This window comes from Chitinophaga pinensis DSM 2588 (genome assembly GCF_000024005.1).
Lineage (GTDB): Bacteria > Bacteroidota > Bacteroidia > Chitinophagales > Chitinophagaceae > Chitinophaga > Chitinophaga pinensis.
This window is the reverse complement of record NC_013132.1, coordinates 3,181,969-3,206,871: the sequence shown is the minus strand read 5'-3', so window position 1 is coordinate 3,206,871 and position 24,903 is coordinate 3,181,969. Positions and strand designations below refer to the sequence as shown.

General features: G+C 44.7%; 22 protein-coding genes. 9 read left to right on the top strand and 13 right to left on the bottom strand.

The genetic code is table 11. The annotated features are described in order from the left end of the window. Window positions 1-55: 55 nt before the first annotated feature. The gene (locus CPIN_RS13060; protein ID WP_012790276.1) at window positions 56-1,114 is read right to left on the bottom strand and encodes a serine hydrolase domain-containing protein; all 1,059 of its coding nucleotides are present in this window, start codon (window positions 1,112-1,114) and stop codon (window positions 56-58) included. Between the two features lie 226 nt (window positions 1,115-1,340). On the opposite strand from CPIN_RS13060, the gene CPIN_RS13055 reads away from it, so the two are divergent. Beyond that, window positions 1,341-2,681 (top strand): DNA/RNA non-specific endonuclease, encoded by a 1,341-nt coding sequence (locus CPIN_RS13055; RefSeq protein WP_012790275.1) that lies wholly within the window; start codon window positions 1,341-1,343, stop codon window positions 2,679-2,681. 86 nt (window positions 2,682-2,767) lie between these two features. Here CPIN_RS13055 and CPIN_RS13050 read toward each other — a convergent pair whose 3' ends face one another. Next, complete coding sequence (locus tag CPIN_RS13050) at window positions 2,768-4,180, bottom strand: right-handed parallel beta-helix repeat-containing protein (protein ID WP_012790274.1); 1,413 nt, start codon at window positions 4,178-4,180, stop codon at window positions 2,768-2,770. A 795-nt stretch (window positions 4,181-4,975) separates the two neighbouring features. On the opposite strand from CPIN_RS13050, the gene CPIN_RS13045 reads away from it, so the two are divergent. Further along, window positions 4,976-5,398: an immunity 22 family protein gene (locus CPIN_RS13045; RefSeq protein ID WP_187294762.1), complete on the top strand. Its 423-nt coding sequence runs from the start codon at window positions 4,976-4,978 to the stop codon at window positions 5,396-5,398. Between the two features lie 90 nt (window positions 5,399-5,488). Here CPIN_RS13045 and CPIN_RS13040 read toward each other — a convergent pair whose 3' ends face one another. The 4 genes from CPIN_RS13040 to CPIN_RS36600 all read right to left on the bottom strand — a co-directional run bounded on the left by CPIN_RS13040 (window position 5,489) and on the right by CPIN_RS36600 (window position 9,369). Beyond that, a complete protein-coding gene (locus CPIN_RS13040) occupies window positions 5,489-6,508 on the bottom strand; it encodes a cytochrome d ubiquinol oxidase subunit II (RefSeq protein ID WP_012790272.1) in 1,020 nt (339 codons plus the stop codon). Between the two features lie 12 nt (window positions 6,509-6,520). Next, a complete protein-coding gene (locus CPIN_RS13035) occupies window positions 6,521-7,840 on the bottom strand; it encodes a cytochrome ubiquinol oxidase subunit I (protein ID WP_012790271.1) in 1,320 nt (439 codons plus the stop codon). Window positions 7,841-7,957: 117 nt separating this feature from the next. Beyond that, window positions 7,958-8,488 (bottom strand): isoprenylcysteine carboxyl methyltransferase family protein, encoded by a 531-nt coding sequence (locus CPIN_RS13030; protein WP_012790270.1) that lies wholly within the window; start codon window positions 8,486-8,488, stop codon window positions 7,958-7,960. Window positions 8,489-8,520: 32 nt separating this feature from the next. Then, on the bottom strand, window positions 8,521-9,369 hold the full coding sequence (locus CPIN_RS36600) for a hypothetical protein (protein ID WP_012790269.1): 849 nt from the start codon (window positions 9,367-9,369) through the stop codon (window positions 8,521-8,523). A gap of 93 nt (window positions 9,370-9,462) precedes the next feature. Between CPIN_RS36600 and CPIN_RS13020 the strand changes: the two genes are divergently transcribed. The 5 genes from CPIN_RS13020 (at window position 9,463) to CPIN_RS13000 (ending at window position 14,894) form a co-directional block, all read left to right on the top strand. Next, window positions 9,463-10,101 carry a Crp/Fnr family transcriptional regulator gene (locus tag CPIN_RS13020; RefSeq protein WP_012790268.1) on the top strand — a complete coding sequence of 213 codons (639 nt, stop codon included), beginning with the start codon at window positions 9,463-9,465 and terminating at the stop codon, window positions 10,099-10,101. Window positions 10,102-10,158: 57 nt separating this feature from the next. Then, the gene (locus CPIN_RS13015) at window positions 10,159-10,719 is read left to right on the top strand and encodes a YeeE/YedE family protein (RefSeq protein ID WP_012790267.1); all 561 of its coding nucleotides are present in this window, start codon (window positions 10,159-10,161) and stop codon (window positions 10,717-10,719) included. A gap of 1 nt (window position 10,720) precedes the next feature. Then, window positions 10,721-11,137 (top strand): DUF6691 family protein, encoded by a 417-nt coding sequence (locus CPIN_RS13010; protein ID WP_012790266.1) that lies wholly within the window; start codon window positions 10,721-10,723, stop codon window positions 11,135-11,137. A 17-nt stretch (window positions 11,138-11,154) separates the two neighbouring features. Further along, entirely contained in the window at window positions 11,155-12,489 is a 1,335-nt protein-coding gene (locus CPIN_RS13005; RefSeq protein ID WP_012790265.1) for an MBL fold metallo-hydrolase, read from the top strand. 131 nt (window positions 12,490-12,620) lie between these two features. Further along, entirely contained in the window at window positions 12,621-14,894 is a 2,274-nt protein-coding gene (locus tag CPIN_RS13000) for a glycoside hydrolase family 2 (protein ID WP_012790264.1), read from the top strand. A gap of 111 nt (window positions 14,895-15,005) precedes the next feature. On the opposite strand, the gene CPIN_RS12995 is transcribed toward CPIN_RS13000, so the two are convergent. Then, complete coding sequence (locus CPIN_RS12995; protein ID WP_012790263.1) at window positions 15,006-16,346, bottom strand: DEAD/DEAH box helicase; 1,341 nt, start codon at window positions 16,344-16,346, stop codon at window positions 15,006-15,008. 63 nt (window positions 16,347-16,409) lie between these two features. Continuing rightward, the gene (locus tag CPIN_RS12990) at window positions 16,410-16,835 is read right to left on the bottom strand and encodes a hypothetical protein (RefSeq protein WP_044218546.1); all 426 of its coding nucleotides are present in this window, start codon (window positions 16,833-16,835) and stop codon (window positions 16,410-16,412) included. A 207-nt stretch (window positions 16,836-17,042) separates the two neighbouring features. On the opposite strand from CPIN_RS12990, the gene CPIN_RS12985 reads away from it, so the two are divergent. After that, window positions 17,043-18,401, top strand: a complete 1,359-nt coding sequence (locus CPIN_RS12985) for a sulfatase-like hydrolase/transferase (RefSeq protein ID WP_012790261.1) — start codon at window positions 17,043-17,045, stop codon at window positions 18,399-18,401. 30 nt (window positions 18,402-18,431) lie between these two features. Here CPIN_RS12985 and CPIN_RS12980 read toward each other — a convergent pair whose 3' ends face one another. Then, window positions 18,432-19,331: a glycerophosphodiester phosphodiesterase family protein gene (locus tag CPIN_RS12980; RefSeq protein ID WP_012790260.1), complete on the bottom strand. Its 900-nt coding sequence runs from the start codon at window positions 19,329-19,331 to the stop codon at window positions 18,432-18,434. Between the two features lie 202 nt (window positions 19,332-19,533). Between CPIN_RS12980 and CPIN_RS12975 the strand changes: the two genes are divergently transcribed. Continuing rightward, window positions 19,534-20,049 (top strand): hypothetical protein, encoded by a 516-nt coding sequence (locus tag CPIN_RS12975; protein ID WP_012790259.1) that lies wholly within the window; start codon window positions 19,534-19,536, stop codon window positions 20,047-20,049. 571 nt (window positions 20,050-20,620) lie between these two features. Here the strand turns inward: CPIN_RS12975 and CPIN_RS12970 are convergent. The 4 genes from CPIN_RS12970 to CPIN_RS12955 all read right to left on the bottom strand — a co-directional run bounded on the left by CPIN_RS12970 (window position 20,621) and on the right by CPIN_RS12955 (window position 24,606). Beyond that, window positions 20,621-21,541: a c-type cytochrome gene (locus CPIN_RS12970; protein WP_012790258.1), complete on the bottom strand. Its 921-nt coding sequence runs from the start codon at window positions 21,539-21,541 to the stop codon at window positions 20,621-20,623. 17 nt (window positions 21,542-21,558) lie between these two features. Continuing rightward, the gene (locus CPIN_RS12965; RefSeq protein WP_012790257.1) at window positions 21,559-22,257 is read right to left on the bottom strand and encodes a hypothetical protein; all 699 of its coding nucleotides are present in this window, start codon (window positions 22,255-22,257) and stop codon (window positions 21,559-21,561) included. A gap of 169 nt (window positions 22,258-22,426) precedes the next feature. Then, on the bottom strand, window positions 22,427-23,215 hold the full coding sequence (locus CPIN_RS36595; protein WP_052306794.1) for a helix-turn-helix domain-containing protein: 789 nt from the start codon (window positions 23,213-23,215) through the stop codon (window positions 22,427-22,429). A gap of 47 nt (window positions 23,216-23,262) precedes the next feature. Next, window positions 23,263-24,606, bottom strand: coding sequence for an alpha-L-fucosidase (locus CPIN_RS12955; protein WP_012790255.1), 1,344 nt, complete (start codon window positions 24,604-24,606; stop codon window positions 23,263-23,265). Window positions 24,607-24,903: the final 297 nt, after the last annotated feature.

Genomic DNA, 24,903 nt, shown 5'->3' with positions numbered 1-24,903 from the left:
ACTGTTGTAATGTAATAGCAAACGGGCTGTCCACCTTCAGCGGACGGCCCCTTTTTTATACAGGCTTACCATCCAGTATATTGCGGATCATTTCCCTGATCTTTAAACTGGATGTATTGCTGATTTTAGGCGTTGTACGTGTAAATATAATACCTGCTACATGGTGCTTCACATCAATCCAGGGATGTGCACCAAATGCACCCGGACTGCTATTTTCTTCGGCCACTCCATTTGCATTAACTACGTCTCTCCAGTTACCCATACCATAACGCACTTCTTCTGTTTTGTATGGCGTATAAGGATTAAGCGGATAAGGCGTATTCTCAATAACGGCAGCGGCGGTCTGGTCCTGCAGCATTTCTTTAACAGCTGCTTCACTCAGGATGCGACGCTGGTGAAACATACCTTTATTAAGCAGCATTTCCAGGAAGTTCAGGTAGTCCCTGGCACTAGTGCGTACACCACCTGCTATGAGCGGATTATCTGGTCTTACAAGGATGTAATTCGCCTGCATTTCACAGGGGTTGGCGATCCGTTCGTTGAATAAAGTCTGCCAGCGTTTTCCACTCACTACCTCCGCTATTCTACCGGCAATATGCATACTCACACCACCATAGTTAAACGCTTCTCCAGGTTTATGAATCAGATCTGTATAGCGCGCAAATGAGTCTACTGCTATTGCCAACGGCAGATCTTTGCTATATTCATAGCGCTGCGGAGAGTCGCCGGGAAAACCGGAGGTATGCGAAAAAAGCTGTCTGATTGTAATATTTCCTTTACCATACGCAGTGAACAGGGGGAGGAATTTACCCACGGTATCATTCAGTGAAAGTTTCTTTTCGTCCACCAGGGACATGATTACAGCAGCAGACAACCATTTAGAAGCTGAAGCGATGATACGCGGCTGTGTAATATCCAGGTTGACTTCTTTCTTATAAATAACAGCGTTATTTTTTGATACGAGTACTGCAACAGCGTTACTATATTCTTTCACATGTGCGTCGACGTAAGTATCTACTTTAGTGAAATCATATTTAACAGGATCAGGTGTTAGTCCTGGTTGTTTGGTACAGAGTGTGAAGATGAGACTGGTGGAAAAAAGTAGCCATTTCATATTTTAAGATTTTCATTACATATATACGGAGATTATATAAGTTGCACCAAGGATTTTCGTGCCAACTGGATTTTTTTTAGGGGTGAAGCAGAAAATTTGCGGACTCAGGCAGATAAACGGTTTTAGCATTTCTTTAACTAATATTATTTTAATGAAAACTAATGCCAGCGTACCCCTTCCTTCACATATGAATACATACCTTTAGGCAGATTAAACCCACATTAATATGAGAACCCTCACTCGCCGGCTGCTCTGGATAGCAGTCTTCTCCGCATTCATTGCCTCCTGTACAAAGGATGACAATCAGACACTTCCAACGCCATCTTCTACTGACACCCGGGAAGCAACTGTCGAAGCAATCACACTTTCAGAAAATTTTGAATCCGGCACCAAAGCTGCCTATGCGGCCACCAATGTAACGCTTGGCAGCGGTAGCTGGAATTTCGACGACGCACTGATCGGCAATCTGTCTACAGATGCCAAGACGGGCGTTGCTTCTGCACGTATTCGTAACACGGGATCTATTACTATGAACTTCAATGCCACCGGCGCCAATACCATCAGCATTGCGCATGCTGTATTCGGCTCAGACGGCAGCAGTACCTGGCAACTCTGGATCTCTACTAACAATGGTAGTACCTACACGCAGACAGGCAGTACTGTCACTTGTTCGTCTACAAGTCTGCAGACGGTAACTTTCAACGTAAATGTAACAGGCAATGTTCGCCTGTCCATACGAAAAGTATCCGGTGGCAGCAATCGTATCAACATCGATAACATTACCATTAATACCACTGGTGGCGGTACCGGTGCTGGCGATAACAGCCACCTGTTGCTAGGTAATCCAAGCGGAGCTATGGCAAGTATCGCGTTTCCTACCAACTATCTGGTAGACCAGACCTATTACAGCTTCTCTTACAATAACGCGAGAAGTACACCGAACTGGGTAAGCTGGCACCTGAACAGCGGTGATGTAGGGAGTACCTCCCGTCAGGACGACTTCCGCCCTAACACTGCTTTGCCTACGGGCTGGTACCAGGTAGGTTCCGGCAGTTATTCCGGTAGTGGCTTTGACAGGGGGCATAACTGTCCTTCAGGAGACAGAACCTCTTCTGTCGCAGCAAATTCTTCTACATTCCTGATGACGAATATGATTCCACAGGCGCCACAGAATAATCAGCAGACCTGGAATAACCTGGAAATATATATCCGTTCGCTGGTAACTGCAGGTAATGAGGTATATATAATTATGGGCAACTATGGCACTGGCGGTACGGGAAGCAATGGCGGTACAAGTACCTCAATCGATAATGGTCATGTGACGGTACCGTCTAATGTATGGAAAGTGATTATTGTGATCCCTGACGGTAACAATGACCTCAGTCGTATCAGTACTTCTACCCGTGTGATTGCTGTTAATACTCCTAATATCAACAGCATCAGCAGTGACTGGAAGAGCTACCGGACTACTGTTGATGCGATTGAATCTGCTACAGGATATGATCTGTTGTCGGGTTTACCTACCAACGTACAGCAGGTGATAGAGGCACAGGTAGACAATTTATAAACAAAGGATTAAAATAAAAAAGGAAGCCTCATCCTGGACTTATGCCGGGACAAGGCTTCCTCTTTCATTTTTAATTCTTAGTCGACTTACAGTTTTCCAGGTAAGTTCACATAACCAACCAGCAATCCGCCGGTTTTCGATGTATTAGTAACCTGATAGTAGTTTGTAGCAGATACACCAGAAGCTGCGATTGTAGCAAATTTGAAGTTAGCCAGCGCGCCGGTACCTTCAGTTGCAACTGCACCATTTTCCAGGTAAATGTAGTATTTCGCGTAGATGGTACCCACACCTTTCAGCGGAGCAATGAATACGTTATTGTTAACGATGTTCTTGCCGGTCTGACCGCTGTAACCGTTGATACGGAGGGTATTACCTTTTACGTTTGCTACTGTGTTATTTACGAATTGTACGGCTGCACCACCTGCACCTCTCATGCTCACACCGTCACTTTCGTTATCAGCAAACAGGTTGTTTTTAACAACGTGTACTGTACCTGAACCGTAGAACTGATACAGTTCACCCCAGCCATTACGAACGATGTTATCGTGGGTATTGGTGTTAGTAGTACGACCACCAATCAGGATACCACCATTATGTGCTGTATTGTGCTGTGTAGCCCAGTTGGTAACAACGTTGGAATGTACTTCCAGTTTGTCGATAGCTGCTGTCTGAATACCATCCAGACCGCTGTTAGATACGGTGTTGCCGTAGATCAGTACGTTGTACCATTTGATTGGCTCAACATACTGGTGACCGGCAGTCATACCTGAAGTAGCACCATAGTAAGGTACATTGGCAGTCAGGTCCCAGTAAGTAGCTGTGTGACCGATGTACATTGCCTCGTTCCTGGTATTATTAATAGAAATACCGTGGATAGACAAATTGTACATTGTAGAGTTTGGATATGCAGTAGACGCATCTCCTTTTACAGGTTCAGTTTTAGCGACGATACCGGTACCACCGTTGTTCATACTCAGGTTGTAGATCTCGAAGTTGTCGGTATGTTTGCCCAGGTGAATGTTGAAGTAAGCTTCTCTTACTGAAGTGGTAGCACCATTGATAACCATATAGTTTTTGCCATTAGGGCTACCTAATTTGATATAGTGGCAATTGTCAAATGAGAATGCGCCAGGATATCCGCTAGATCCAGTCCAGGAAGGATCACCGATGGTAGCAACTGTACCAGAAGCATTTTGGATTTTGATAGGAGCAGCTGCTGTACCGCTCATGTTAGAAATGAAAACCGCTTTGAAGTTTCCTTTCAGATTAATAATGTCTCCGGCTTTGTAAGTACCACTCTTGTTGTCTATAACCAGTCGTCCGTTTGCGTCCGGCCCCAGTGTGAATGTCCTGCCTGTTGCAGCGGTGACACTTGTTTCAGAATTTTCGATAGTCTTGTCAATGCTTTCGTCTGTCTCTTTCTTACATCCCACAATAAACGAAAGGAGTGTTGCAGCGGCAATAAGCGCATGCCGGCGGTAGTCATGTCTAATTTTCATGGTTCTTCTATAAATGTTATGGTTCAGGCAAGCCGCATTTCCTTGCATATTTTTCCCCTGCAAGCGGCTATAATGATATGGTTTTAAATATTAAATTTTCCCTTAATGTTGTTCGGCCAAAAGTTTTTCTCTAAATATTAGCATTTTTTCTCTGCAATGCGTTTTAACTGATAACAATACCCCCTTTTTTTTTAAAAGTTTTCAAAAAACTGCAAAAGTACTTTCTCCAAAACGGGAGCGAAGTTAAAATATTATGTGTGTAATAAAAGTTTTTTTTCGCCCCAAATACCAGAATATCAATATCTAATATACAAAATAAATATACGTAATTTTTCTTAATGTGTTAATTATTTATAAAATAAACTTTCCAGCGGACAGAACAGACAAGTCGGTCTACTATGCAGCCGAACACATATAAAAAAGTAGTTTTATAACGTAGACGAGAGTATTAAAAATAGTTAGTTTCTCTAACGTGAAAGAATATATAACAAAATATATAATACATAATTAATCTCCATGCATCTCAGGGTTGATGGGTATTTAACACTTATTGATATGGGCCGTCTATTTTCTGCGTGTTTCTTATGATCAGCATATATATCATCCAAGCATTATTAAAAGTTGCCTGTAGCAACTATACATTTTGTTATGCTTGTACACTCCGCTTGTCTTCATAAATCAATAATAATCAACTACTAATACATCTGGAACCGTTTTTGCAAGCACTACAGTATATAACGGGCATATAAAACAGCAAGGTTTTACATGCCTTTTTATTCAGCAAAACAACTTTATATGATGACGAAAGCACAGTATGTTGTTGCGGTTTGGCTGGCAAATTTTAACCATGAGAAAGAACTGCGGAATTATCTTGAAGTAAAGTACGATGAAGATGGCAACAGCCTTTCAGCATTTGGCGACGCTGTAGGCATGAGGCACTTCGACATCGACTTCCTTGAACATGCTTCTTTCACCAACGCGATGAAACCTGAAGAGATTATTAATGGGGTATCCTTTAGTGAATACTTCAAAGATGATCTTACTCCTCTGATTAACCATGACATATTATATCACCACAACACCATTATCTTCCTGTATGGAAAACAGGACCGATATGGCGCTATCAACGAGCATATATTCACCCTGGCCAACATGCCCCAACGGCAGTTGCCATTCAGTTTTATTGGTACGGTTAAATTTGAGATCGAAAACCAGTAAATATACTGGTAGCAGTAAAAGAAGGTAATAACGAAGAAGGGCTTACAATACGTAAGCCCTTCTTTATTTAATTTCCATTGTTCTTTCTCTTTAATGATCCCATTGACCTTTATTTTTCTGAAAACTATAGATCAGGTAAAATAAAGCCGGCAGGATAAAGATGCTGCCTAACAGCAATGCCATTGCCAGTGAATAAATAGTCCGCTCCTGCCCTGCGTGTTCCATCAGGGAGAGATACTTCCCTCCTTTCAGAATAACAATATTGGGATAGTGTCTTAAAGTAATTGCTAAAAGGATCATGGTCACCTGGAAACCTGCCAATACCCGGATGATATACACCTTCCCTTTTTTCAGTAACAGGTACCAGAGCAGGATCAGGGACAGCACCGCCGCTGTCAGCGACATTATTCCCACTGTATTATCAAATAACCATTTGTCCAGCGGAATACCTTCTGCCTTTGCAGCGGTAAACACCAATCCACCGAAAACGACTGCCGCCACATTCATCTGTTTGGCCTTCCGGATAAAACGTACTTTACTTGCATCGTCTTTTGTTTCCCCGATAATAAAGATAGCTGCCAGATAACCACAAATAGCCACCGTAAAGAAGCCTACTGTTATGGAAAACCAGTTCAACCAGCTGAATACATACGCAGAAAGAAAATCACCTGCATTGGTATCTATTCTGCCAGATACGGCACTTGCAGCAATTACTCCCAGAAAGAAAGGCGTTACAAAACTGGAATACACAAAAATCTTGTTATAGACCTTCTGCATATTATCTACCACAGCGTCATAATTCCTGAAAGTAAAGGCGGTTCCCCTGGCGATGATACCAAACAACATGATCACCAATGGTATATGCAGATGCGTAGAAACCGTCGTATAGATTTGCGGGAAGCCTACAAACAGTACCACAATGGCTATGATCAGCCACATATGATTAGCTTCCCATACCGGACCGATTGCCTGGTACATGGTGGTACGTGTATATTGTTTATTCTTTGCAGAAGTAAACATCTCGATGATGCCCGCGCCAAAATCAGCTCCGCCTAATAAGATATACAGCAGAATAGCTGCCCATAGATATGCAATCACTACATAGATCATGATACTGAAGTTTTAAGCTGACGGTGAAACATCATATAATTTACCAACCATCCTGATCTGCCTGTATAACAGGAAAGTCACGATCAGGGAAAGGGAGATATAGACTGCTGTAAAGATGTAAAAAGAATAGGCAATACCCGGCATCGGTGTAACGGCATCTGCGGTACGCATGATACCATTGATGATCCAGGGTTGACGGCCGACTTCAGTCACTGTCCATCCTGCTTCCACAGCAATAAACCCCATAGGCGTGGCCAATACGAATGCCCGCAGGAACCAGGCCTGCTGCATCCAGCTTCTCTTCTTCCAGATAGCGATAAAATAACACACAGAGATCAGTAACAACAGCATTCCTATTCCCACCATCACCTGAAACGCATAGTGTGTAATTGCTACCGGTGGATGATCCGCTTCAGGTATTTTATCCAGTCCGTTGACAGGCGTTTCAAAATTGCTATGTACCATGAAGCTGAGCATTCCGGGTAATTTAATCGCGTATTTTACTTCCTTTGCTTCTTCGTCAGGTACTCCACCCAGTATCAGTGGCGCCGCTGCTTCTGTATGAAAATGGGCTTCCATCGCCGCCAGCTTAGCAGGCTGTCTTTTAGACACATCTTTTGCAGAAATATCTCCGCTTAGCGGTTGCAGCAACGCTGCTATACACGCAAACACGGCCGCGATCCGGAAGGATTGTGTATGAAAACGGATATTCTTTTTCTTGAGAATCATGAGCGCATGTATACCCGCTACGGCAAACCCCGTTGCTGCAAACGCCGCTATACACATATGCAATGCCTGAGAAAACCAGGCATCATTAAACATCGCTTTGATCGGATCTATATTCAGGTATTGTCCGTTGACGTAGTCAAATCCCGCAGGGCTATTCATCCAGGCATTCGCAGCCACAACTAGTATACCAGATACCAGTCCGCTGACACCTACTACCACACCTGTAAACCAGTGAAACCAGCGGTTAAACCTTCCCCATCCATATAGAAAGAAACCCAACGCAATGGCCTCTATGAAAAAGGCAGTCCCTTCCAATGAAAAAGGCATCCCGAAGATGGGTCCTGCGTGTTTCATAAACTCAGGCCACAGCAATCCCAATTCAAAAGACAATACGGTTCCTGACACGGCGCCGGTAGCAAAGAAGATTGCCACTCCCTTACTCCATGCTTTGGTAATATTCCTGTATACAACATCATTTGTTCTCAGCCAGTAAAAGTGCGCTACAGCCATAAAAAAAGGCATCACCATACCGATACAGGAGAATACGATATGAAAGCCTAAAGACAGTGCCATCTGCGACCTGGCAGCTATGAAATCATTCATGTAAATCCAATTTACGCCTCAAAGCTACTAAATACCCGACAGGCGACTATGACAATTATCATTTCGCAAAGAATGGATATAAAAAAGGCTTTAAGTGTTCCTTAAAGCCTTCTCATTTTAGTATTCTGTAAATGTTGATTTCATCACCCTTTCCTCTTCCTTTATCCTGTTTACCAGCGGGATCAGATAGATCATTAATCCTGCTATCAGCGTTATCCAGGCATGGAAGAAAATAGCCAGACCAATCAGTTCCGGTATAATATTCAGGTAATAATTCGGATGTTTTACCAGGCGAAATAATACGGACTTATTAATAGCGTGGTAGCCGGGAGGTGCAATGATCAGTTTGACAGTCCATACGTGTCTGATCGAATAAATCACATAATACAGCATACCAATGGCCGCTACAAAAATACCCAGTCCGAGATAGCTGACGGTATCATCAAAAAAGGCGCCTCTCAGCGATCCTTCTGTTGCGGCGGCAACATAATAAAGCGTATGCGCCAGCACCAGTAAGGTGGAATTCTTTTTACCGTACTCCACGGCGCCCATTTTTTTAAGCTTACGCTCGTTTGAACCAGAGATAGCCACACTAATAAAACGTGCGATAACGGTAATGAAAAAGATTGTTGTGGTAATGGTATTCATCGGGTAATGGTTATTTTCTTTAATGCTATTACTTAGGACTCCAGCATAAACCAGTCATATCCTTCAATATGAAGATATTCTGCCGGTACTTTTTTCAGTATCTCCCCTTTCTCTCTATGCGGCGGATAACCTTCTGCTTTAGTACGGATGAACTGTTTTTTATTTTCCGGATCCCTGTAGATATATTCTACGGGTTCCACAATGGTATCCTTCCATTGTAGTTTATAGAGGGGCACTTCTCCCGGATGACCATATTTAACACCACGAATGATCTTTTCATCAGGAAAAAAGTCAGGATTGATAAAATGATAAGTATCCCCAAAGCCTCCTGTACGGGGATCATATCTGTAAACAGTATAGTCATTCCGCAGACAGCAACCGGAAGAAGCATAGGTGATCAACATATAATCTTTCAGCTTATCTCCATTCACATCGCCAATACTATCTCCTACAAAATTGTTCACCGGGATTGTATCGCTTGTTATTAACCTGAAATGATCCTGCTCAAATAAATATACCTGTTCGAGAACATCAAACTGGAAATTACCGGTCGTACCTTTCACATACAAATGTGTCCTTGCCGGATCAAACAGATGTCCATAAATAAGGGCAGTGCGGAGCGTGTCTCCTTCCTGCACAGGCATCAGTAACTGATGAGTAAATTGGCCCTCTTTTGAATGAACTGCTGCGTAACTGAGCGCATCACGAAGCACTTGTCTGGTAACGGAATCTCTGTAACCAGCATTCTCCTCATACGTTCGCTGTACTTCACTTTTCCCTGATTCGTCTGGTGTAACAGTCGTATCCGTGGTGACGCCTGGAGGGGGAACAGTCTGACAGCCGGTCAATGCTATAAATAAAACTAAAAAGAGGGTTCGCACTTATAATGGTTTATATCACAAAATAATATAAAATCTTGCGAAGCGCCATCTTAAAAAATGAATCTTTACCTTGCTTTCAGTAAACGATCAGCCATGGACGCCAGGACCTATCTTGATACATATTTCCCCCAGTTTGAAGCGGGGTTAAAGGAACAGATTGCCATTAACACTGTTATAAAGACTATCAAAGCGGGAGAACAACTGATCCAGACCGGCCAGTACTTCCGCTCTACAATGCTGGTCGTTGAAGGCAGACTGAAACTATACAGGGAAGGTGAAGAAGGAAATGAGTTCTTCATGTATTACCTGTTACCGGGGAATGCCTGTGCATTGTCTATGGTTTGTGCCACCCAGACACACCAAACCAGCGAGATCATGGCTAAAGCAGTGGAAGACAGTATCGTACTGATGGTTCCTCTGTCCATGATGGAACAGCTGATGCAGGAGTTTAAAAGCTGGTACAGCTTTGTAGTGGAAACTTACCGTAGCCGTTTTGAAGAATTATTAAGCATCGTTGACCAGGTAATGTTCAAAGGAATGGATGAACGGCTGGTTGTATATCTTGATAATCAACAGAAAGTATTGCAAACGCAACAGCTTTATATCACCCACCAGGAGATCGCCAATGACCTGCATTCATCCCGTGAGGTGATTTCCAGGCTGTTAAAGAAGATGGAGCAGCAAAACCGCTTAAGGCTGCACAGAAATTATATCGAAATGCTGCCTGTGTGACCTGAGTCACCAAACTACTCCCTTCGTCATGCGAGCTTTGTGTCATAAACATCACCTATGACAATGCTCAGATATCTTAGTCAGCCGTGGCCCTGGTATATTGCAGGACCTGCAATTACCGCCGTCATGCTGTCGCTGCTCTATTCGGGGAAGACTTTCGGATTTTCATCCAATCTCCGTACCATATGCTCCATCGCCGGGGCAGGCACAAAAGTGCCCTTTTTTCAATTCGATTACAAAAAACAGTACTGGAACCTGCTTTTTCTCCTGGGCGCCATAATAGGTGGTTTTATCAGCCGATGGCTCATGAACTCTGGCCAGTTGCAATTATCTGGTGAAGCTATTCGGGACCTTCAGGCACTGGGGATATCCTTTGACGGACAGTTACTACCAACGGCATTATTCGGCACACAAGCCCTACTGTCGTTCAAGGGGTGGATCATGCTGGCCGGTGGAGGTTTCCTCGTCGGTTTTGGCTCCCGTTATGCCGGCGGCTGTACTTCCGGGCATGCCATCAGCGGATTATCCAATCTGCAATGGCCGTCTCTCATTGCCGTTATGGGGTTCTTTGCCGGCGGACTTATCATGACACATCTATTTTTTCCATTAATCTTTTAAGATGCTGAAAGGAATCAGATTCATTATTACAGGCATTGCCTTTGGAATTATTATGAGCAAATCAGAAGCTGTATCGTGGTATCGTATACAAGAGATGTTTCATTTCCGCTCCTTCCATATGTATGGGCTCATCGGGTCAGCTGTTTTATCCGGCATTGCAGCGGTCTGGCTGCTGAAACGTTATAATATAAAAGATCGTCATGGTATACCCATTACGTTTACAGCTAAAAATAAAGGCTGGAAGCGCTATCTGCTGGGAGGCAGCATATTTGGCCTGGGTTGGGCACTGACCGGCGCTTGTCCCGGACCAATATTTGTACTATTGGGGCAGGGTTTTCCTGTCATGCTGCTGGTCATAGCAGGTGCACTATCAGGTACTTATACATACGGCATACTCAGAGACCGTCTTCCTCATTGACATTTAAAAGCGATCAGATGAAAGTTAAACAGTTTGAAGATAAATCACTTGCTCACTATTCCTACGCGATCCTGGAACCAGGCAGCGCTTCGGTCGTACTGATTGATCCGGCCAGAGATCCGCGGCCATACCTGGACTATGCTGCTGCACAAGGGGCAAAAATAGTCGCGGTCATAGAAACACATCCACATGCGGATTTTATCAGTAGTCATGCAGAGTTAAAGGAGCTGACAGGCGCTGATATCTACTGTTCCGTACATACGGATGCCGACTATGCTCATAAGACCTTTGATGACGGACAAACCATTAGTATCGGCACTATGACACTCCGTGCCATCAATACACCAGGGCATTCGCCTGACAGTATATCAATCGTGTTGAACAATGCGGGGCAGGATTATACGGTGTTTACCGGCGATACCTTGTTTATCGGAGATTGCGGGAGACCGGACCTGCGGGAAAATGCAGGTAATCAGAAAGCCAAAAGAGAAGCCTTAGCCGGACAAATGTATCATTCGCTTCGTGATAAACTGCTGCTGCTGGCGGATGATGTTGTCGTGTACCCTGCGCATGGAGCGGGTACCCTTTGTGGTAAAGACCTGCGCGACGCATCACAGTCCACAATAGGTGAAGAGAAAAAATCCAACTGGTCATTACAGTCCATGGAAGAAGCGGACTTTATAACCACCCTGTTGAAAGACCAGCCCTTTATTCCCCAGTATTTTGGTTATGACGTTGACCTGAACCGGAAAGGCGCTCCTGCTTTGCAGGCATCTCTGTCTGCCATCAGAATTTTACAACCAGCTACGGCCTTTATTCCAGATGAAATCGTCATCGATACCCGGCCAGCTGAAAGCTTTAAAGCCGGTCATCTTCCAGGCTCTTTTAATATTATGCTGGAGGGAAAGTTTGAAACATGGCTGGGCGCTATCGTCCCTCCGGAAGATCCTTTTTATCTGCTGGCAGCCACACAGGAGCAATTACAGGCAGCCATGGAAAGAGCGGCCCGCATCGGCTACGAACCATTTATTAAAGCAGGCCTGATACTTGACTCCGGAAGCGAACAACAGACACCTTTTGACCCTGTGTATTTCCGGGAGCATAGTAAGGACTTTACTATTATCGATGTACGCAATGAACCGGAAGTAAAGAAACGACAGATCTTTCCACATGCCTTACACATACCCTTGCCGGAGCTCCGTTTACGTCTCAAGGAGATTCCCCTGGATAAACCCATCGCTGTTCATTGTGCAGGAGGTTATCGTAGTGCTGCCGCCAGTAGTATACTGGAAGCGGCATTACCGGATAACCTGGAAATTACTGACATCGGTGAACACATCAAGGAATTTTAATAATTGTGTTACTTTTCCATCAATAGTGCAACCACGGATTATTTCTTATCAAGGCAATATAACTCCTCTACTGCAGCACCATTGCCGCATGGACAGTTATATTGCCAGACTTAAACCACCTGCACTTTACAATGAAACGTTCTGCAAAAACCCTTCTGTTGTCCGCCCTGTGTACGGCTTTTGCGGCTGACAGCTATAGCCAGTCTTCCTGGCAGATGCAGCCAGTGCCCATCCAGACCCGTTGGGCAAAAGACGTCAATCCTGATCACGTATTACCTGAATATCCACGTCCACAACTGGTCCGTCCTAAATGGACCAATCTGAATGGCCTCTGGCAATATGCCATTACAGCAAAGGAAGCCGCCATTCCTACTTCTTTTGATGGTCAGATACTCGTCCCCTTCCCGGTTGAATCCGCCTTATCAGGTGTAAAAAAGCCCGTATTGCCAACGCAACGTGTGTGGTATAAACGTAGCTTCTCCAAACCGGACCTGCAGGCAGAAGAAAAAGTATTGCTGCACTTCGGGGCAGTGGACTGGCAAAGCAAAGTCTATGTCAACGGGAAGGAAGCTGGACAACATAGCGGAGGATACCAGGCATTCTCTTTTGATATTACCTCGCTGTTGAAAGAGGGAGAAAATGAACTACTCGTAGACGTTTATGATCCGACGGATCAGGGACCTAATCCCCATGGTAAACAGGTACTGGCGCCCAAAGGCATCCGGTATACTGCAACGACGGGCATCTGGCAGACGGTATGGCTGGAAACTCTGCCAGCTGTCTATATCACCGATCTGGTTATCACACCTGATGTTGACGGAGGCTATCTGTCTATTAAGGTGCATACATCCGGCGACACAAAATTTACAGTGGAAGCCGAAGCCAGTGCAGATGGCAAAATGAGCGGTTCTGTAAAAGGAGCCGTCAATCAGTTATTGAAGCTGCCATTACGGAATGCGCATCTCTGGAGTCCGGAAGATCCTTTCTTATATGACCTTAGCATCCGGCTCATAAAGAATGGCGTTGTAAAAGATAAGGTCACTTCGTATGCCGGTATGCGGAAGATTGAGATCAAGAAAGACAGTAAGGGACAGGAACGTATTTTCCTCAATAATACATACACCTATCATCTCGGGGTACTGGACCAGGGTTTCTGGCCGGATGGTATCTATACAGCGCCCACAGACGAGGCTTTACGTTTTGATATAGCGGCTATCAAAAGCATGGGGTTCAATACCATCCGTAAACACATCAAAATAGAACCTGCCCGCTGGTATTATCATGCTGATAAACTGGGTATGCTGGTATGGCAGGACATGGTCACCTGCGCCAGTCTGGATGCGGACGCAAAAGCCGCATTTGAGGCAGATAATGCAGCAAACGTGCAACAGTTATACAATCATCCCTCTATTATCTGCTGGGTACTGTTTAATGAAGGTTGGTACAGTTATGACCAGCCCCGGCTTACACAATGGTTTCATCAGAAAGATCCTACACGGCTTATCAATGGGCATACCGGAGAGAATTATGACAAGGAAGGCGCTACGACTGTTGTCAATAAATGGCCAGGCAGTGACCTGGCAGATATACATGATTATCCGGGGCCGGGTATTGCACCTGCCGTACCAGGAAAAGCGCGTGTACTGGGAGAATGGGGCGGTGTAGGCGTACCTGTAAAAGGTCATCAATGGAACGCAGCGGCAGGATGGGGATATGTGAAGATCACACCATCAGAAATGACGGAAAAATATTCTTCTATGGTAAAGAAGCTGAAGCAATATGAAACAGATGGACAATCCGGCTCTATTTATACGGAACCTTTTGACGTGGAGATAGAAGAAAACGGAATGATCACCTATGACCGCGCAGTGGTGAAAGTACCTATGGAAGTACTAAGACAGTTACATGCTCCTTTTGTTCCACAGGAACGTAGTAAACCGCTGTTACCTATGCTTGCCTTAAAAAATGCGGATACCAGTTCCATTCCTGATCCCCATCGCCGGCAATTCCTCGCCTTACTGGAACTGGAGGCAGATGTAAAGAAAACACGTAACTACAAAGCACTAACGGATACTTTAACAGATTATCTCCAACATGGCGGCAGCAGCTTCTCTCCTGCCAAAATTGCCAGCATCTCAAAGAAAGTGTTTGAAGGTACCAGTGATGTCGGTTTATTAAATCAGGCTTTAAAATGGATGGAGAAAGCAGTGGATATGGAAAGGAATTCATTTACCATGAGCACTTATGCCAATCTGTTATATCGGCTCGGTAATAAAGCCGAAGCGCTGAAATGGATGGATAAGGCAGTGGTACTGGCGCCGGAAAATGAGCAGCCGGATTATAAGGTAGTGATGGATAAAATGCAGAGAGGGGAAAATACGTGGCCTGCAAGCAATATTAATTAAGCAGTAGGTAAGAACTTTTCATAGTAACTATATGCTGAACTATTTTGATGGCATACGAAAAGAGGCGTTCGCTAATTGCGAACGCCTCTAATTTTTTATAGTCGTTTATAACTATCGTTTTCTTTTCGGTTTCGCACCTCTCGTTTTGGGCTTACCATACTTCAGCTTCATCTTATCCGCATGACGGATCTTCACATTTACTTTTTTATTCTTTGCTGATTTCTCATGGAAGGCTGGTCCTGCTTCCTCTCTGCTAGGTAATTTGATCAGGAAGTTCTTCATTTTCACCTGTGGTTTTTCATCTTCGGTCAGCACGTCAGAGATTACCAGTTCTTCAGGTAAAGGCAATACAGGAATCTGATAATTCATCAGTTCCTCGATATTGTCTTTGTTTTCTTTCTCCTGTGGTTTGGTAAACAGGATGGAATGCCCTTCTTTATCAGCACGACCGGTTCTTCCGATACGGTGCATATAGCTTTCGGGTACTTCCGGTGTATCAAAGCTGATCACATGTGATACTTCTGCAATATCCAGACCTCTGGCGATGATATCTGTAGCGATGATAAAACGGTAGCTACCGTCTTTGAATTTATTAACTGTATTAAAACGGTGGTTCTGCGCCTTATTGGAATGAATCACGCCTGCCTGTTCGGGGAACTTGGTTTCCAGTTGCTCGTACAGGTCATTAGCCATTTCCTTGGTGGCGACAAATACCAGCACCTTGTTCATAGAGCTGTCTTTTGCCAGCAGCAGTTCAAGGAGATTCACTTTTGTATAGAAGTTCGGCACGTCATAGGCTGACTGGCTGATATTTTTCAGCGGCGTACCTGCCGGTGCTGCTTCTACGGTAGCGGGCGCGTTAAAATGTGTTTGTATCAGCTTTTCCACATCCTCGGTAATGGTAGCGGAAAACAGGAGATTTTGTCTTCTGACAGGCAAGAGATCAAGGATACGCTCTACCTGCGGACGAAAACCGAGATTCAGCATCTCATCCATCTCATCGATAACGATTCTTTTAATCGCCTTGAGTTTCAGCGTACCGCTCAACACAATATCTACCAGGCGGCCGGGAGTAGCGACTACTACGTCCAGTTTACCGGAGGCGGTCTCCATTTGCGGATTCATATTCACACCTCCGTAAAAACCGGCTATTTCTACGCTCATATAAGGCGTCAGCTGTTTAACAGCGTCTACTACCTGTACCACCAGTTCACGGGTAGGCACCAGGATAAGTAATTGCGGAAAGCGTTCTTTGGAGAATTTAAACTGTCGCAGACAGGGCAGCAGATAAGCGAAGGTCTTTCCCGTACCAGTCTGGGCAATGCCACATACATCCTGACCGGACATCACTACTGAGAACACCTTTTGCTGTATGACCGTAGGCGTTTTATAGCCCAGGTCTTCCAGTGCATTGAGTAAAGGTCTGCTCAGGTTTAAGTCATCAAAAGTCATAATACTGATAAAAATGAACGGCAAAGGTACTGCTAATCCTGCACATTCGTTGCCTGACGGGCATTATCTGTCAAACCGGAGCCAGGACGGGAGATATTCTTCCAGGAAAGCAGCGCCTGCTCTGGCCCTGAGACGGGTACTTATTAACTGTAATACAAGCAGCAGCCCGGTGGTGATAGCAAGGGCGACACAACAGTAAACGCCGGCGGGGATATCCCGGGCATAGAGGTACATATTGTATTCTTCTGTATTCATCAGCAGGAACACAACAGCGCCTGCAGCATAAGTAAATATGATAGTCAGCAGGGATTTACCGATCCGCAGCCAATAACGGTCTTCTTTAGAGGATAATAATTCCGCGACGTTCAGCAACAAGAGGCTAAACGATAAACCATAGGTAAAGATCCATCCCTGATATATAGTTTTGCGATCCGCTTCCAGCAGACTACTCTTGAAACCTAGATAAAGTACGTTGTTCGGAATCATCATTGTTAACCAATAAATTATGCCAAAACACACAACAATGCCGATATAAGGAAGAAACCCTCGGAATGCCATCAGGGAAATATTAGTTTAAAGCAAATATATTAATATAAGTATATATATTCTTATGCCAGTCATCCTGAAGTTATACAGAACTTATCCCGATTTTTATATCTTGTCTGTTCCGTTTTTAGTTTAAAAATCATGTTACCGATGAGAATCAGACGCTTAAGTGCCATGGTTGCGCTGTCTTGTTTTATGGCGGCGCCACTGTTTGCACAGCAACAGAAAAGGCCGAATGTACTTATAATTTACACTGACGACCAGGGCACCCTGGATGTGAATTGTTATGGCGCCAAGGATCTGCATACCCCTAATATCGACCGTCTGGCCAAGGAGGGGGTTCTCTTCAGCCAGTTCTACGCAGCAGCGCCAGTATGTTCTCCTTCCCGCGCATCCCTGCTGACGGGCAGGTATCCACAGCGTGCACAACTGGATAATAATGCACCCAGTGAGGAAGGACATGCCGGAATGCCGGGATCGCAGTATACCATGGCAGAAATGTTTAAAGATGGCGGCTATACGACAGCGCACATCGGTAAGTGGCATATCGGTTATTCACCGGAGACCATGCCGAATCAACAGGGATTTGACTATTCCTTTGGTTTTATGGGTGGTTGTATAGATAATTATTCACATTATTTCTACTGGGCGGGACCTAACAGACATGACCTGTGGAGAAACGGGCAGGAGATCTGGGAGGATGGGAAGTTCTTTGCTGACCTGACAGTACAGGAAGTAAACGGATTCCTGGAGAAAAACAAGCGGGCTGATAAGCCTTTCTTCCTGTACTGGGCGATCAATATGCCCCACTACCCTTTACAGGGACAGGAGAAATGGAGACAATATTACAAAGATCTGCCGGCGCCACGCAGAATGTATGCTGCCGCAGTTTCCACAATGGACGAAAAGATCGGACAGGTATTACAGCAGCTGGACCGTCTCGGACTGGCGGAGAATACGATCGTTGTATTCCAGTCCGATCAGGGACATTCCACAGAGGACAGAAGCTTTGGCGGTGGCGGTTTTACCGGTCCGTACAGAGGGGCGAAATTCAGTCTGTTTGAAGGTGGCATCCGTGTTCCGGCTATTATCCGCTGGACTGGACATCTGCCAAAGAACGAGGTACGTGATCAGCTGTGTGTAAATATCGACTGGTATCCTACATTGGCCGGACTTTGTAAAGTGGCTTTACCGCAGCGGAAGATTGACGGAAAAGATATTCAGCAGGTGATCACTTCTTCCAAGACCAGCTCTCCTCATGACATTTTCTTCTGGCAATCGCAGGGCACGAAGGAGAATCCGCAGTGGGCTGTCAGACAAGGTAACTGGAAACTCCTGCACAATCCTTCCAGTGCGAAGAAAGCAGAAACAGGCCCGGACGACCTCTTCCTGGTGAATCTGCAACAGGATACTTCAGAAGCGAAGAACCTGGCAGCACAACATCCGGAGATTGTCTCTTCCTTAAAAGAGCAATACCTGAAATGGATCAACGAAGTCGTACAACAATAATAAAGGGGGCCATTTGAGCCCCCTTCTTTTTTATTGCTGTTGATAGCGGCCTGCTATCTTTATCAGTCTGTCCGGGTAATCGGTAATGATACCATCCACTTCCATTGACATCATCTTCTCCATCTCAGCCGGTTCGTTCACCGTCCAGGGTAATACTTTTACCTTCTTTTCATGTGCTTCCTTTACCAGTTCAGGTGTTACCATCAGGTAATACGGACTGTAGATCGCAGGCGTGAATCCTAGTTTCTGCAGGTTATCCGTCAGGCTATATTTGTTCATCACAAGGAATGCCAGTACCTGTTTAGGATCCGTTTTGTGGATCACCTGGAGCGTACGCGGATCAAAAGACTGTATCGTCACTTTGTCTGCAATTTTCTTTTTCTTTATCACATCCATCACCAGACCTGCAAACACATCCGGTTTAGGATGAAATTTATCATCCCCGTCCGGAGAACATTTTGTTTCAATGTTATAGTTCACCGGTTTCAGGTGATGCTTTTTAATATATGTTTCTACACTATCAATCAGATCAGACAACAAAGGCTTATATGCCTTTATCTTTACCTGTTCAGGGAATTTCGCATAAGGTTTAGCGCCTACATCAAACTTACGGATACTGTCGTAAGTCATGGTATATAACGCATACTGCTTCTCCTCTTCCTTCTGAATATCCGAACCATCAGGTTTCCGGATAAACTCAGACGACATGAACACATCATGCGACACGACTACTTTTTTATCTGAAGAGATTACACAGTCCAGTTCCAGGGTTCTTACTCCCAGGTCAATGGCGTGTAACATAGCGGGAATGGTATTTTCAGGCATTAATCCTCTGCCTCCGCGGTGGGCCTGCACATCAGTTTTCTGTTGTGCGCAAACATTTGCTGTGAATAATACAGCTGCTAATGGTAAAAGAATGGTACGTTTCATCGACATGCTATTATAATGGCAAGTTGATACTTTCAGCAAGAAAATTAAAATTATCTTAATGTTAAGAGAATCTACAATAATTTTTTGAGAGTCTAAATTTCGTATGTATTTTAGTCTCTGGCTGCAGGTGCAGTTATCTCTCACGAATTGAATACTCCGGCAATCATTTTGTTTTTAGTTTGTTAATCTTAACACTTTCGTTATGGGGAGCAAGCCATTCTATGATCCTGTCTATATCATTGAGTTAAATGAGCAGCGGCTGGAGCAGTATGCGAATGCGTTGCAGAAGAATACGGAGAAGTTCACTACGTTGTTAGTGTTATATTCTGCGTTGTGTATTTTTCTGGTACCAGTGTGTCAGAAATTGTTTATTGAGAAGGCGGTACGGGATGTTGGGTTTTATTGGGCGTTTTATGGTTTTGGGGCGTTGTTTGGGGTGTCGTTGGTGTTTGCGGTGTTGCAGATGTTGCCGGAGAGACTCAAAATGCTCAGGGATCCTGAGGTGTATTATAGATATACTAAGCAATTCTACGAATATCAGGGTATGTCCCAGGAACAAGTAGACCTTTACGTAAAGACAAATTACTTATCTGAACTTGAAAAAACATTGATAAAAGAAGAATCAGACTACTACGTAAAACAACGTTCTACAACCTCGCATTTTATTTTGCAACAACTGCTTTCATCCCTTACCTGTACTGCATCTGGAATAACATAAATATCAAAAAAAGAATGAATCATTAACCAATCCGAATATTAATTCAGTAATTTCACCAAAAACCAATCATCATATGTGGAGAAAAATCTAAACAAAAAGAAATAGATGAATATGCAGTTAAAAATCTCATTTACAAATTGCCTGGTGTTGATGTCAGTAAACTAATTCCTACCGACAGTATGACGGGATGGTTATATCCCTGGGGATTTGTCCCTGACAGACATCAGAAAAATCCTATGCTCAAATGATGTGTGAGCAGTTCATGGAAAAGGAACGAAACAAACGTAATGAGTAATTATCTAATAGTTGACACCCGAAAATGTGGAGAAAAAATATCAAAACATAAAGAATAGATGAACATGCGCTTGAAAATCTGATTTACAAACTGCCTGGCGTTGACATCAGTAAACTACTTCCTGTTGAGGGTATGACTGGATGGCAATATTCCCGGGGAGCCTTACAGACATCAGCCTAAGTCAATTCCAGCAATCATCTACCAGCAATTAATGAAAAAGAAACGTAAAAGCCAAAACAACAACTAGCTATTAAGAAGCACTAACCGTTATTGTGATTAGTGCTTCTTCCTGCTTTTCACAATCACCCCAAATGGACCATACTTATGCTGCATAGCAGAAAACGTATCCGCAAACGGTACTGTTGCAACATCAGGGGGTTTTGTGTTCAGATCAGGCCAATCCTTCTCAAACAATTTCTCCGTTCTCGGTTGGGAATTTACAAACGCTGCTACATCCCAGGCTTCTTCATCTGTCAGATGTGCATTGTTCAATGGCATATTAGCTTTGATATATCCGGCAAATTTTGACAGTCTGAAGATACCGGCACCGTTATTATAACTACGCGGTCCCCACAATGGAGGGTAAACATATTCTTTTGTCAGCGGATCATACTTTCCCATTCCATCTGCACCATGACATTCCCGGCATTTACTTTCAAATACCAGTCTCCCTTTTGACGTATCAGCCGCCCGAAGTAAATAGGGCAGCTCTCTGATACCACTGCCGGGCGGCTTAGCGCCATTATTCACTGTCATTCCAACCCATTCGATATAGGCGATCATTGCCTGCATCTCACGACTCTTTCTATCAAGCGGTGAGCCGTTCAGACTTCTGATAAGACAATCGTTTATACGCTTATCCAGCGATTCAATCGTTCCGCTCCTATCGCGGTAACGGGGATAGTTGGCCGCTGTTGCCGCATAATTATTTCCCATGAATTTCGTCCCCGCTTCCAGGTGACAATTCTGGCAGTTCATCCCGTTGCTGATAGCGGCTACCTTGCCACCAGGGCCCAGATAGACAGCGGTATGCACAATCAGATCCCTTCCATACCGGATCAGATCTCCGGATGTATTATGCGGAATACTGGCGGTATCAGGCGCTGTCCAGACGTGCTCCACCCTTTTACAGGAGACAGACATGGCTATAACACCTGCTACGATGTAGCCGGACAGTAACGGTATACGAAAGTACATAGCCTATGATTGGCAGATCAACCAGCGAAACAATACGAACAATTCTTTTCCTGCGCACGACCTATCGCCCATACACCAGAGGGTACAACCTGCACACCTGGTAATATGCCGGCCATCCAGTCTTTCTTCACTTCTTCCGCTTCGGTGCCCATCTGCTGGGCAACAACGGCGCTATAAACTGTCAACGCAACATTACAGACGCAGAACATCACGCCGCTCTCCTGTAGTTCATTGATACCAATGGCTACATTACCCACACCCGGCACTTTAAAATCTCCTGGTTTGGGCTGCCAGAAAGGATTCCTGGTGGCAGGCGTTTTCGTCAGCGGATCGTCAGCCTTAAATACTTCGCCAAATTTATATTTGGCCCATAAGTCATCTTTCATGGCATAAGGAATCGCATCATGACGCAAGACGACTACCACGCCGCAATCTTTTTCAGGGACGCCAGTAGCTTCATTCGTGAGTAAAAAGACACGTGCCCAGGCAAAAGGCATGATCTCATGTGGACGAGGAACATCGATGATCATGCGGTGTTTCCCCTTGATCCTGTTCATCCAGGCATCGGGGTCCTCGCTGTTGGTAGCAGTGGTGGCAGCAGCTGTAGCAGCTTGCAACGGTAATGAGGAAAGTACAGGTAAACCTAATGCGGTTGCGCCCAGCATCATCTTACCCAGGAAGTCACGGCGGTTCGTAAGCAGGTCAGCATTTTCCATGTGTACAATTTTTATATCAGTTCAGTTGCGGCATAACGACAAACTAGCCCGATGGGGTTATATTATTGGTATTCTGGAATACGGCCGGTTACATGTGAAGTATAAACAGAAGTGCTAGGAACAAAATTAGGAAAATAAATGAGGGTGGCATCGGATAAAAGTGACAATTTTAAGCGATCGCCTGTTCGAAGAGTGAAGGGGTACCGGTATAGGCTCCTGGCAAACAACCCGCAAAATAATGGAACTCATTGATGAAGTGCGTCTGATCGTAATAACCACAGTCCTGCGCCAGTTTTGCCCAGCACAATTGTTTTTCTTTTTCTATGTGCGCGATCGCTTTTCTGAAACGGGTGATGCGACAAAACATTTTAAGATGCAGCCCTGTCTGTAGAAGAAACCCTCTTTCCAGTGTTCGTTTTGTCTGAAAGGTGGCGCGTTCCAATTGACGGATGATCACATTACCACCAGTATCCAGAATAATGCGCACTGCATCGCGTATACTCCTGGTATATTGTTTTTCCTGCTGCAAATGCTGCCCTAATAAAGTATCCAGCAGGGTACACATGCTTTGTGCGTCCTTACATTGCAATAGCTGCTGCTGGATATGATCCAGTTGCAAAATATCCTGGAACAGGTGACTTTCACTGCCGGCTACACCTTGTACAGCCAGTATTTTCATGGCCGGATCTATACTGAAAGCGAGTGATTGATGATGTGCGGGAATGAGCAGGTATTGTCGCAGGTATTCGCCGGTGTGTCTGTTCTGTACAGCAGGCGTTTCCCCAAGATTAAAAAACAGTAAAGGATGTACCTGGGGTAATAAAGTGTAATCGCGGCTGATAAGATCCGGAAAATCAGCCTGCAGGACAATATAAGCACGTATATGGTCCTGCAGCTGATCATCAGGCTGCAGATATTCTTTACAGAACATACCGCTTTTAAGATCGGGAACTGACATGGCAGGTATTCTCTGCTTAAAGATCGCCAATTCCCCTGATATTCCGGTTATTTCGCACCATCAAGGGTGCTTTGTTTATAGCTGTTGATAACAGGACGGTATTTCACATTTTCAATCCTGATCACTACCGGATTAGGCCATTTCCTGTCAGTATAGAAACGTTGTCCGTTTACGGCGGAGATCAGCAGTCCGACAGGCGTGGACTGTGAATAAATACCTGCATCAAAACCCTCTTTGTACTCTACCAGTTCGCTGGCATATCCAAGGATAGCCACTTTCGTCTGTGGATTGCCTTCCAGGGTGCGCAGCACCAGTTCCTTTCGCTCGCCATATTTCCAGTCCTTTCCGCCCGGTACAAAAGCGTATACCGTACTCGTATCTTTTCCACGGGTAAACCAGATATTTCCCTCCCGGGCAATGTTCCAGGGTCTTACACCGTGTACGGACTCTCCGTTTGCCAGGTTCCAGAGTGCCAGTTCACGGAGCAGGGCTTCCTGTTCTATCTGGATTTCACCGTCCGGTTTAGGTCCGACGTTCAGCAGGAGGTTCCCTCCTTTTGCACGGGTTTCGATCAGCATGTTGATCATTTCTGTACCTGATTTCTGCGGATCGTTGGTCGGTTTATATTGCCAGTCGGTACCCATAGTAAAGCAGGCTTCCCATGGACCAGGCATGATAGCCTCCGGCAATTCCTGTTCAGGCGTGTTCATTTGTCCGCGGGTGACTACAATATCCGGTTGCAGTTCCCAGGCATATTCTTTCAGCCCCTCTGCCGGACCATCAAAAAAGATAAAATCGATCTTTCCGTAGTTGCTAAGCAATTCTTTCAGCTGGGATTTGTCATATGCCATCAGCCCAGGATTCTTTTCCGGGAAATGTTGTGGCAACTGCATTCTGCCGATCGGTACTTTATGTTTGTAGAGGTAATAGAAATCTTCAGGGGAAAAGTACACTCCGATAGCAATGCCCTGTTTACGGAATGCGTCGAAAATGGCGCGGGTGGCATCCTTCTTAAACGGGGTATTCATGATGTTGAAGGGTGTCGTTTTGGTATCCCACATACAGAAGCCGGCGTGGTGTTTCGCAGTGAAGACGACGTACTTCATACCGGCGAGTTTTGCGAGTACGGCCCAGTCATCCGGGTTGAATTTATGCGGATTAAAGGTTTTGGGCAGTTCGGTGGTAAAACGTTCCAGGTATTCATCAGAAGCGCCTGCCATGGAATGACTGATCACCGCTCCGACCTGGACATCCACGCTCCAGTGAATGAACATACCTAAACCTAGGTCCATAAACCATTTCTCCTTTGCGGGGTCATTCGCTGTTTTTTGTGCGCTTGCATACATACACACGACCAGGCAGGAAGCTGCCAGAAAGATTCGTCTCAACATATTTTGTTCACTTTTGGCTGAATGATAATAATACACAGAAATGTCAGTAAGTGCAAGTGCTCAATTGGGGCGGCCACAATGATTTTCAATGTTATAGGGGTATTCGGGAGATTTACCGTTAAATAACTATCAACATCCGGTAAAATCGGTCAATTGGGAAAAACACCCCGTATTGCACAAAAGTGCTGTAAATCAAATCGAAAGCTATCCGCAGTGAAATGTGCTACATTGCTCACTGTCGGGCTGCTCGGGACTGGTCTTCAGGACAATACAGATAATTTCACCGGATTGGTAGAT